The sequence below is a fragment of the Pseudomonas sp. RL genome, from assembly GCF_000647775.1.
Classification (GTDB): domain Bacteria; phylum Pseudomonadota; class Gammaproteobacteria; order Pseudomonadales; family Pseudomonadaceae; genus Serpens; species Serpens flexibilis.
The window spans coordinates 16,787-26,525 of sequence record NZ_JBOY01000021.1; the positions used below are offsets into that span (position 1 = coordinate 16,787).

Sequence of the window (9,739 nt, forward strand, 5' to 3'; positions counted from 1 at the left end):
GCCGGTGGATCGTCGCGTCCGTGCAGTGGTTGGGGTCAGGCGGTGGTGTGGTCCACGGCGTACATGCCGAGGATGTTGTCCACCAGGTGGAACAGGTTCTCGAGTGAGCCGTTGTTGATGACCTCGTGGCGCTCGAAGCCGGTCCAGTCGGCCTGCTCGCTGCTGTGCGCGGCGACGGGCTTGGCGTCCGGGCGGATCAGGTGGATCAGCACGCCGCCCTGGTCGAGGATGAACTGCGCCTCGTTGTGGAACCTCACGTCTTCGACCACGAGGTCCTGGTAGCCGACGTACTCCATCAGCCCCAGCTCGCGCGCGGCGGCGTCGACCCACAGGCCCTCGTGGACCAGGTTGCGGCCCCAGTCAGTACCGAGGGTCTGGTGCAACTGGCGCGGGCTCTTGCCGATGCCCGGCAGCGGCGCCTCCTTCCAGCCCTCGTCGTCCCAGCGCGGGGCGATGCCCAGGTGCATGAACAGCACGTTGAGCATGTCGCGCGATGGGGTGGCGAAGGCCACCGGGAAGAAGTCGCGGTTCTCGCGCAGGTGCCGGGCGACGCTGGACTTGCCCGTGCGGGCCTTGCCGATGATGCCGACGAGCCGGTTCATGCTGACGCCTCCTGGGCCAGCTGCGGCTGACTCTCCTGGGCGAGATACGCCTGCCACAGGTCCGGCTGCTCGTCGCGGATGAAGCGGGCGATCAGGCCGATCTGGCGCAGCGATTCGTGGATGATGTTGGCCTGGTACTGGGCGTCGTCCAGGGCGTTGTGGTGGGTGCCCACGCGCGGGGTGTAGGCCTTGATGTTCAGACCGAAGCGCGCGGTGATGTCGTACAGGGTGCGCATGTCACGCGCCTTGCGGAAGTTCCACGGCACGAAGGGCGTGAAGCTCTTGTAGGCGTGTGCCAGGATGGCCACGTCGAAGTCGGAGCCATTGCCCCACACGTGTACGTCGTGGGTGGCGCCAAACGTGCCGATCCAGTCGGTGAACAGGTCCAGGGCCTGGCGCAGGGTCGGGGTGTCCGGCTCACGGGCCAAGTCCAGGACAATGCGGGCCTCGGCGCTCTGGCCTTGCCACCACTCCAGGGTGGAGGCGTCGATCTGACGGTCATCCTGACTGTCAAACGACACGACGGTGGCGAAGTGCGCGGTGCGTCCGGTGTCTTCGCAAAAGGCGATGGCGCCAATGCTCAGGATCACGGCAGCCGGCGACGTGGACAGGGTTTCCAGGTCGATGCTGACGTGCAGATTCGGGCGGGTCGTCATAGGGTCAACGTCCAGGTTGGGTGCGGCGGGGCGCAGGGCGCCCCATTCCTGCCGCGAGGTACGAAGTCCGTTCGTTTGTTGATCAATTTTTTTCGGGCATCAGCTCTGCGCGGGTGATGCGTACATCGCGGGGAGCGACAATGGTCACGCGGATGGTGCGATCCCGGTCGGGGTCAATGCGCACCATGACTTCGATGTCGTCGCCGATGTAGAATTTCTCGCCACTCTGGCGAGATATGGTCAAGCGTCCAGGGTTGCTCATTCCTTGCTCCATGCAGGGTTTACTGGGGGGTGATGCTCAGGTCGCCGAAGTAGGCGGGCTGGGAGTCTCGGAACTGCGGCACCAACAGCATGTCGTCGTGGTAGTCCACGGCGATGGTGTCTCCAGGGGTTGCCAGACCCAGGCGCTGGGCCAGGGCCAGGGACTGGGGGTCGCAGCCGTCGAACAGCACACGATCCGGGTCGTGGGTGACGGCGATGCAGGTGAACGCGGGGCCTTCGAAGCCCCAGTCATCCATGTCCTGCTGTGGGTCGGTGCGACCGTGGTACAGGTGGATGGCGAGGCGCTGGGTGCTGTCGGCGGGACGGATGTAGCAGGTGCCGGGGTGGTCTGCGGGTCCGTCGCCGGGCTCGATCAGCAGCTTCGACTTGTAGGTCGAGAAGCAGGCGGATATGGGGGGCAGTTCGATCAGTTGCACGGGTGTGTCCATGTCCGTAGGGGGTCCTTGTGCGGGGTGAATCATAGGCCGCCTTATTTGGCAGTGCCAAATAAATAGCGGAAAGGATTTGTCGGCGCCAAATGTTTCACGCAAATGTGAACCCGTCATGCGAGCAGTTCGGCGATCTGGTCGCGCAGGGTGTCGGCGTCCCAGCCCAGCTGCTCCAGAATCTCCGCTACCTCGTCGGGGTAGCGCTCGATCAGTGACACCATTTCGTCGTCACCCAGGAAGCTGCGGTAGCCGTTGAAGCCGCTGTAGCGCCAGCCGTGCTCGTCGTCGGTGTCTTTCGGGTCGCGCTCGGCCGGCAGCGCTTCCCAGTCCACCCGGGCCAGGGCGAGGGCCAGGCGGCTGGCGAAGGTCAGGTCCTGGCATTCGGTGTCGAAGTGCTGGTCGTAGTAGCCGACCGACAGGTTGGTGCATTCCGGGATCTGGTCGGTGAAGTTGGCCGAGTCGGTGAAGCTGCCGCCGTCGTTGGGTGCGAAGGCGAAGCCGAAACTCAGCCCGTTGAGCTGGCCCGCCAGGGCGTTGGCGAAGGCGTCCGAGCAGCAGCGCCCACCGGCCTGGTGGGTGATCACGTGGCTGGTGGCCTTGCGGTCGAAGCTGATGCAGCGCTTGATGTGCGACAGGTCGACGATCTTGTGTTTGGCCACGTAGCTGGAGCCCCCGCCGCCGGTTTCCTCGTCGCGGAAGAACACGTAAATGCCCGGAACCTGCTGGGCGATCATGTTCAGCAGCAGCCACATGCCGGTGCCATCGTCGGCGCCCAGCACGCCACCGCCGCGGCGACTGAGGATGCCGTCGCGGATGGCCAGCTTGTGCTGCTGCGGGTCCTCGCTGATCGAATGCACGGTGTCGGTGTGCGCGGTGAACATCGACGACGCTCGCCCGCCATCGGGCAGGCGGATTTCCAGCCAGTAGTTGCCGTAGTCGTCGCTCACCACGCCGTCCAGGGCCTCGATGTACCGCTCGATGACGATGCGCTCACCCGGGGAGCGACCGTCGCGGTTGTAGGACACGATGTCCATCAGCGCGGCGATGGGCACTGGCGTTGGCAGCACCGCCTTGGCGAAGGCCTTGGGCGGGGTGTACTTCGGCGCGGTCCAGCGGGGGGCGGGGGCGGTGGCTTTCATGCGACATCCTCTGTCTCGGCCACTTCGGCCAGCGCCGCGTAGCACGGCAGCATGGCGTAGGGGCAGTTGGTGGGGTAGGCGGTGGTCTCGACCGCCTCGTCCGGGTCGATGTCTTCGCGGCGGGTCAGGTCCCAGTCGCCGTCCTCGTCGATCAGCACGGCCCAGTCGGCAATCGGCCGGGCCACGTCGTCGCCCTCGTCGATGAACAGGCCAAACTGCTCCACGTCCTCGGTCAGCAGCCAATCGCCGTCCTCGTCCTCGATGCAGTCGTCTTGCTCGGCCACCAGGTCGCTGTCGTCGTAGTAATGGCTGCACAGCTCGACCAGCCCGGCGGCTTGCAGGGTGCTGCGGGACTCGGTGTACACCAGGCCTTCGAAGTGGAAGCTGGAGCGGGACACGCTGCTGTGCAGCCGGTAGATGTAGCTGGAGCCGTCCGGGGCATAGCGGGTGGCGCCCTCGTCCAGGTCGTAGACGTGGGTGTAGTTGTCATCGACGCAGAACTGGCAGACTTCCTCGTTGTGGACCGTGGTGTAGGTGTCGCCGGCGTCGACCCGGCGGTCGCAGTCGTCACAGTGGACCATGCCACTGCCGTCGGGGTTGAAGTCCTCCAGGCAGCCGGTCTCGTGGTCGGCTTCGTAGGGGCCACCGACGATCAGGTGGTCGTGGTAGACCTCCACGCCCTGGTTCCCGCAGTCGATGTATGGGCAGATGATCGAGTCGGGGTCCCGGTCCACGGCCTGGCGGATCAGCTTCTCACCACGCAGGGCATGGTCGTTCTGGGTGTAGCCGTTGGCGTCCAGCCACAGCTCCAGGCGGTATCGGGCACGGGCCACGGCGTCCGAGGCGTAGATGGTCGGGTACTGCATCCTCTTGGTGTTGATCAGCGTGCGCGCGCCGATGCGTCCACCCTGTTCCAGCCAGACGATGCGGATGTGGTTTTCCGGGTGGGCATAGACCCGGGCCGGGTGATAGAAGTCGCCGTCCACGTAAAGCACGTTCCAGCATTTGCCGTCCGGGCCGTAGGCCATGCAGCTGCTTGGCCCGCGGCGATAGACGCGCTCGAACTCGTCCGGGTCGTGGCTGACGTGGATGTCGGCGTCCAGCGCCCCGGTGACCTCGGCGGCCAGCTGCTTGACCTGCTCGTCGGTCAGTTGGGGGCAGTGCTGGCGGATGTAGCGCCCGGGTTTCATGACCTGCTGCCGGTCGAGGATGCCGGCGCGTTCGGAGGCGGTGTAGGCGATCATGCCGGCGTTGCCTTCCTTGATGGCGATGTGCGGGAACTCCGCGTCCATCACTTCGGGCGGCAGGACCTGCAGCAGGGCGTCGGGCAGCGGGGCATAGGTGTGAATGCCCCGCACCCGTTCTCGAACCTTCCACAGCGGCTCGTCCAGGGGCACCGGGGTGTATCGCACATTGGCCAGCAGCCGTTGGGCGTGCCAGTTGTCCGGCGCGTAATACAGCATGGAGAAGGACGCGGCGATGCCCGGCAGGCTGTCCGAGCGCGCCTGCTCGGAGACGCTATGCAGGAAGACCCGGCCCTCCAGCACGTCGAAGCCGTCCAGCTTCGTGGGGATGTCACCCTGCAGGTGGCTGTTGGTGAAGCGCCGCAGGGCCTGGTGCATCGCCCGTTGGAAGTAAACCGGCAGCGGGATGCGCAGCGTCAGGCGGTAGTGGGTCTCGCCGAATGCCTGGTACGACAGGCTGGCGGCCCAGGCCGGCGGATTGTTGTCGGGGTCCAGGCTCCGCACCGTTTCCACGGGCAGGTGGGCTTCCAGGACGGCGCAGTCGTCAATGGCTGGCCCAATGGGGGCATAGGCGACTACGAGGGGGATGTCCTCCGGCAACTGGTTCAGGTATCGGATGACGAAGGCCAGCCCCTGCTCCAGGGCCGAGCGCAGGGTCGGCGCTGGTGAATGGGTGGGTTGGTTCATGCAGCACGCTCCTTGTCAGTGGCGTGGGGCTAACTGCCCCACGGCGCGCAGTTCCTTTAGGGGGTCGTCACGCGGCTGCGTCGTGGTAGGCGGCGGTGTTGGCGCGCTGTCCGGTCACGTTGGCCTTGGCCGTGATGAACAGCTTGTCGGCGTCCATCTGCGGGGTCAGGCCCTGGGCCTCGAACGCTTCCAGCAGGGCCTGGGTCTCGCGCAGCGAGGCCTCGATGCGGGTCAGGCTCGAGGCGATGCCATCGGTGGGCTGGGGGAAGGCCCGGCGGGGGTTGTCCAGGAACGCCGCCACGCGGTCGTAGTCCTGGCGCTCGGCTTCAAAGCCGAATGGGGTGAACAGCTGGGCCAGCCGGTACTGCTGCTCGGCGCGGCGAATGGCCTGGGCGTTGACGATCTTCTGTAAGGCTTCACTCATGGTGTTGCTCCTTGGTTGCGGGGGTGAGTGCAGCGACTGCCTTACTGCTGCTGTTCGAGCCGGCGCTTGGCTCGGCGGACGATGAACTGACGCTCCCGGTCGGAGGCATCGTCCCAGTGGCGAATTTCATCGGGTAAACGACCGCAGCCGAGGCAATGGCCATCGGCTGCGAGCTTGCACACGCGGATGCAGGGGGAGGGGACGCGCGTCATGGGTTGTCTCCGTCGTTGAGGATGACCCAGGGCACGTAGCCGGCGGCGCGGGCTGCGCGTTCGGCTTCGATTAACGCCGCGGTGCGAAATACCGAACGCGAGGTATGTGCGAAGGACACCGGGTTGCCGTAGGGGGCACCCGAACTGTCTTTGCGTCGCACGGACAGCACGATCGTGCGACCGGGCACGTGCGCCGTGGCCGTGGCCTTGCGGCGAGGTTCCCGGGGCTGGGCGGGGAGGGGGAGGCCAAGGACTTTGGCCGCGTATTCCAGGTCGAGGGTGGCTACTGCGTTCATGACTTACATCCCTAGTAGTCGAGTAACACCTTGCACGCGCCCTTGCGCGTCACGGATGGCACCACCCACGGGGGTGGTGTCGGGCGCCACAACATCGCTGCGGATAATTCCTGCCGCTTTCAACGCTGTGAGCACGATCTGGCTGACCACGAAGGTGTGGTCGGGAGCGGGGTCTGGCAGCCCGGTGATTTCGCCAAACGTCGGGCGTACCACGGCCATGCCGGCGAGTTCGCCGATGGGTGTGGAGTGGGTAAAGACACGGGCCAACTGACCGGAGGGAGGGAGTTCCAGCACCCCGCTGGGCGTGAAGAATTTGAGGGGGTGGGAGGTCAGATTGGTGAGTTTCATGGGGCACATTCCTTGTGTTTTTTGTCAGGCCCTTTGACAGAGCCACATATTTAGCTGGTTTCTTTGGCTCTGCCAACTGGGCGGTGGCAGAGAGTGAGAGGGTCCTCGAAAAGAGCACCTGGCTGTAAGCCGCGTGCTAGAGCGGTTTGTTTTTTTAGGGTGGCAGAGGTGGCACGTGGGTGGCACGTAGGTGCCACCGGCTCAACGCTTAGTGCCACGGGGCTTTCAGCCCTTTGGGTGGCAGAGATTTGATTTTTTAGCTGACATCGACAGGAATAAAATGAAAGTGCGAGTTATCCCATGCTGAAAAGAGATAAGTCGCACTTTGGTTTTATAGAAATCAAAGTGACCTCGAAATCTCTGCCACCGGGGCTCAAAGCCACGTGGCACTAAGGCTGGAGTGGTGGCAGACGTAGTGCCACCGTCTGCCACCTCTGCCACCGCAGTGTTTCGGATAACTCGCACTTTGGTTTTAGAGCCGCCGATGTGAACGTTACGTGCCACCTCTGCCACCTCTGCCACCCGGCACAATGCCATATCGCTGAAACGCCCGTGCTAGAGCGGTTCGTGCGATTTGCCGTGGGGAAAATGCGGTGGCACGTGGGTGGCAGAGATTGGGACAAGTGCCACCCGCCGAGGGCTAAACCGGGGCCGCCCGCCCCTTGCCCTCGTGCGCGTGACCTTCGTCCCGCGATCTTCGACTCTGCCAAACATCCTGGCTGCCCCGCCCTGCGACGTTCGTCACGGGGCAAGGGTCGAGGGTTGATTGCTACAGGAAACGCTCAGCCAGGTCCCCTGGCAGTGGACGGGCCACCGTCTCGAGGGCCGCTGGGCGCTTGCCCGGGCTGCGTGTCCTGGGCCGCGTGTCCTGCGCCCCGAGCGGCCTGCCGGGGGGCACGGGGCGCTTGGCCCGGACCAGTTCGTCGATGTGATACAGGTCGCAGGGCGTGCCTTCTGGGTCCTGGTCGCACAGCATTCGCTCCAGGTCGAAGGCAATCCACCGTGACCGCAGGCGCCGCCAGGTGGCTACCGGGATGCCTGCTTCCTTGACCGCATCGACAGTCGATTGCGCCTTGTCGAGGGCCTTTGCCAGCGCGTGGAAATGACTCCAGCGCAGGGTCGATTCGCCTTTGATCCTTGGCATTGTCGATCCTCCCTGTGGGGTGGGGGTGAAACCATAGCAAACAGCCCTCGTCCCGCGCAGCAGGGCTCTGGATGATCGCCGCTGCTGCCTGTTGCCAGGCTTCCACTGTCAGCGACGCGGGTCGTGGGTGCCGTGCTTGAGCCACTCGGGACTCGGGACAAGAGGCTCCGTGGTGCCCCGTGTCGTTCGTCCTGCGGGAGTCCATCGTCCTCGTGCAGCCACGTGTCATAGGTCTCATCACACAAGACACATCACACCTGGCAACACACCATGACGCAGACGCAGACGCAGACGCAGACGCTGACGCAGACGCTGAAGCAGACGCAGACGCGGACGCTGCTCTTGGTCAGGGGTTAATCGGAGGGGTCAGCCCGCACTCACGCAGCGGCGGCGGTAGTCACCCAGCAGATGGGGCCGGCGCCTCCCAACCGGCGGTTGAAGAAGGCCAGGTCGCGAACGTCCAGGCGACCCTTCCCGTTGCAGCGGAAGCACCGCTCGTTACGGGCGGCGTTGGTGTGGAACCGATAGCGCCCGGTCCCCCGGCAGTGGGGGCAGATACCGCCTTCGGTGTGCTGCTCGGCCCGTGCCTCGGCCCAGCGGGTGTAGGCCTGGGCGGCGGTTTCGATGCCCAGCGCGAGCTTGAGCATCAGGTCGGTGACGATGCCGCCCATGTACACCCGGATGCGGGGCTTGGCGGGCGGGGTGGATCGGGTGAGGTGCAGGATGCGCGCGGCAGCAGCGGCGCGGCGCTCGGACATTTTCATTGGTGATGCCTCCTGGACCCGGGGCACGAGGCCCCGGGCGGTGGGTGGTTGATTGGTTGGTTACAGGCCCAGCATGTCCGCGACCAGGGCGGCGGCTTTCATCAGCGCGTCACCCTCGGCCTCGCGGGCCTTCTGTTTGGCCATCGCGGCCTCGATGCGCACCTGGGCGCGAGCGGCGTCTTCCTCGTGGGCCAGGAAGTAGCGGTCCTTGCTCCAGTACAGCGGCGGCTCGGCCGGGCGGTCGTTCTCGGCGAACAGCTCCCACAGCTTGGTCAGCTTCAGATCCATCGTCCGCAGCGCCTGGTACAGCGAGCCCAGCCCGGCCAGCAGGTTGTCGATGGCCTCCCGCTGGGCCTCGGCCCAGGCCCGATCCCGCTCGACCTGGGTATCGTGCTCGGCGTGGCGCGCCGTTTCGGCCTCGCTCAGCTCCAGGTACATCAGGTACGCCTTGCGCTCATACTCCTGATGCTCGCCAGTGCCCACGCGGGTGACCTGCGAGGGGACGTTGTAGCGTTCCTCCTGCATCGCCCGACGCTCCACCCAGTCCAGGCGCTCCAGCACGTCCTCGCGGCGCAGCTTGAGCATTTCCATGTCCCGCCAGACCCGGCGAGTGATGTGGTTGATTACCCAGCGCGCCATCACCGGCTTGGCGTGCAAATCCTCCAGTACCGCCTCGCGGCGTTCGACCTTGCGGGCAGCCGTGTCCTTGTCGTCGGCGTACTCGATGGCGGCCTGCCAGGTGTCGGCCAGGCGATCCAGCAGCGGCTCCCACATCGGATGCTGGGTGGGCCAGTCGAGCCCGATCAGGGCCACCGGGGCTGCGTGAAACTCGGCGAACTGCACGTCGCGCAGCTCGATGTCCCACAGCTGGGTCGGCGAGTGGACCGAGGTGCGGAACATCCCCTCATCTTCTGACCAGCCTCCGCTGGTGTCGCTGAGGTCGGGCTGGTGCAGGTGCATCCCGGCCTCCTGGGCGGTGAGGATGTCCTCGATGGCATCCCAGCCCAGGCCCATGTCCACCAGTTCTTCCTCGGTGTAGGGCTCCGCGTGGCTGGATTGCACCCCGTCGAAGGCTCCGTCCTTCACCAGAAGGGTGAGTTCGGCGACAGTCAGCTCGCGGTGCGCCTCGTTGCGCACGCCGGCAAAGGCGCTGCGCAGCGTGTCGAGCAGGGTGTAGACCCGCTTCACCTCGGCGGTGGCCTTGGTGTAGGGCAGCATTCCCAGCTCGGTGGCGGAGCGCAGGGCCATCGCGATGTTGGTCATCGCGAACTGCGCGCCGTTGAGGGCTGCACGGGCGGCGCTGATTTCGCGCCCCTGGCGGGTGGTGACCGACTCACCGGCCAGGGCCTGAGCCCATTCCTTGAGGGACATCTCCTTGTTGATGAGAGGCAGCAGGGGTTCTGCGCCACGGGCGGTTGCGATAATCATGTTGGTGTTGTTCACTTTCATGTGTTGATTCCTTCATTTCCCAGTGGGTTTCAACGTCCGGCCTGTGCGCGGGTGCAACCGCGCA

13 protein-coding genes are annotated in these 9,739 nt (G+C 65.5%); all 13 read right to left on the minus strand.

Features of this window, described 5'->3' with window-relative positions; genetic code table 11:
• Positions 1-35: 35 nt before the first annotated feature.
• Positions 36-602 (minus strand): hypothetical protein, encoded by a 567-nt coding sequence (locus AS93_RS0104610; RefSeq protein ID WP_027589514.1) that lies wholly within the window; start codon positions 600-602, stop codon positions 36-38.
• Positions 599-1,258, minus strand: a complete 660-nt coding sequence (locus tag AS93_RS18690; RefSeq protein ID WP_051587334.1) for a 3'-5' exonuclease — start codon at positions 1,256-1,258, stop codon at positions 599-601. The genes AS93_RS0104610 and AS93_RS18690 overlap by 4 nt, the downstream gene beginning before the upstream one ends.
• An 82-nt stretch (positions 1,259-1,340) precedes the next feature.
• Positions 1,341-1,520 (minus strand): carbon storage regulator, encoded by a 180-nt coding sequence (locus AS93_RS0104620; RefSeq protein ID WP_037008512.1) that lies wholly within the window; start codon positions 1,518-1,520, stop codon positions 1,341-1,343.
• A 19-nt stretch (positions 1,521-1,539) separates the two neighbouring features.
• Entirely contained in the window at positions 1,540-1,968 is a 429-nt protein-coding gene (locus tag AS93_RS19890; RefSeq protein ID WP_027589516.1) for a hypothetical protein, read from the minus strand.
• A 113-nt stretch (positions 1,969-2,081) separates the two neighbouring features.
• On the minus strand, positions 2,082-3,107 hold the full coding sequence (locus AS93_RS0104630; protein WP_027589517.1) for a M28 family peptidase: 1,026 nt from the start codon (positions 3,105-3,107) through the stop codon (positions 2,082-2,084).
• Entirely contained in the window at positions 3,104-5,038 is a 1,935-nt protein-coding gene (locus AS93_RS0104635; protein WP_027589518.1) for a hypothetical protein, read from the minus strand. The genes AS93_RS0104630 and AS93_RS0104635 overlap by 4 nt, the downstream gene beginning before the upstream one ends.
• Before the next feature lie 67 nt (positions 5,039-5,105).
• A complete protein-coding gene (locus AS93_RS0104640) occupies positions 5,106-5,462 on the minus strand; it encodes a hypothetical protein (protein ID WP_027589519.1) in 357 nt (118 codons plus the stop codon).
• A gap of 41 nt (positions 5,463-5,503) precedes the next feature.
• Entirely contained in the window at positions 5,504-5,674 is a 171-nt protein-coding gene (locus AS93_RS20130; RefSeq protein ID WP_081798208.1) for a DUF1289 domain-containing protein, read from the minus strand.
• Positions 5,671-5,970, minus strand: a complete 300-nt coding sequence (locus AS93_RS18700; protein ID WP_037008516.1) for a hypothetical protein — start codon at positions 5,968-5,970, stop codon at positions 5,671-5,673. Before AS93_RS18700 ends, AS93_RS20130 begins: the two co-directional genes overlap by 4 nt.
• 3 nt (positions 5,971-5,973) lie before the next feature.
• Positions 5,974-6,318 carry a hypothetical protein gene (locus AS93_RS18705; RefSeq protein WP_037008518.1) on the minus strand — a complete coding sequence of 115 codons (345 nt, stop codon included), beginning with the start codon at positions 6,316-6,318 and terminating at the stop codon, positions 5,974-5,976.
• 769 nt (positions 6,319-7,087) lie between these two features.
• Entirely contained in the window at positions 7,088-7,462 is a 375-nt protein-coding gene (locus AS93_RS0104660; protein ID WP_027589520.1) for a hypothetical protein, read from the minus strand.
• 377 nt (positions 7,463-7,839) lie between these two features.
• The gene (locus AS93_RS20540) at positions 7,840-8,226 is read right to left on the minus strand and encodes a hypothetical protein (RefSeq protein WP_027589521.1); all 387 of its coding nucleotides are present in this window, start codon (positions 8,224-8,226) and stop codon (positions 7,840-7,842) included.
• Between the two features lie 60 nt (positions 8,227-8,286).
• Positions 8,287-9,675 carry a hypothetical protein gene (locus AS93_RS0104675; protein ID WP_027589522.1) on the minus strand — a complete coding sequence of 463 codons (1,389 nt, stop codon included), beginning with the start codon at positions 9,673-9,675 and terminating at the stop codon, positions 8,287-8,289.
• Positions 9,676-9,739: the final 64 nt, after the last annotated feature.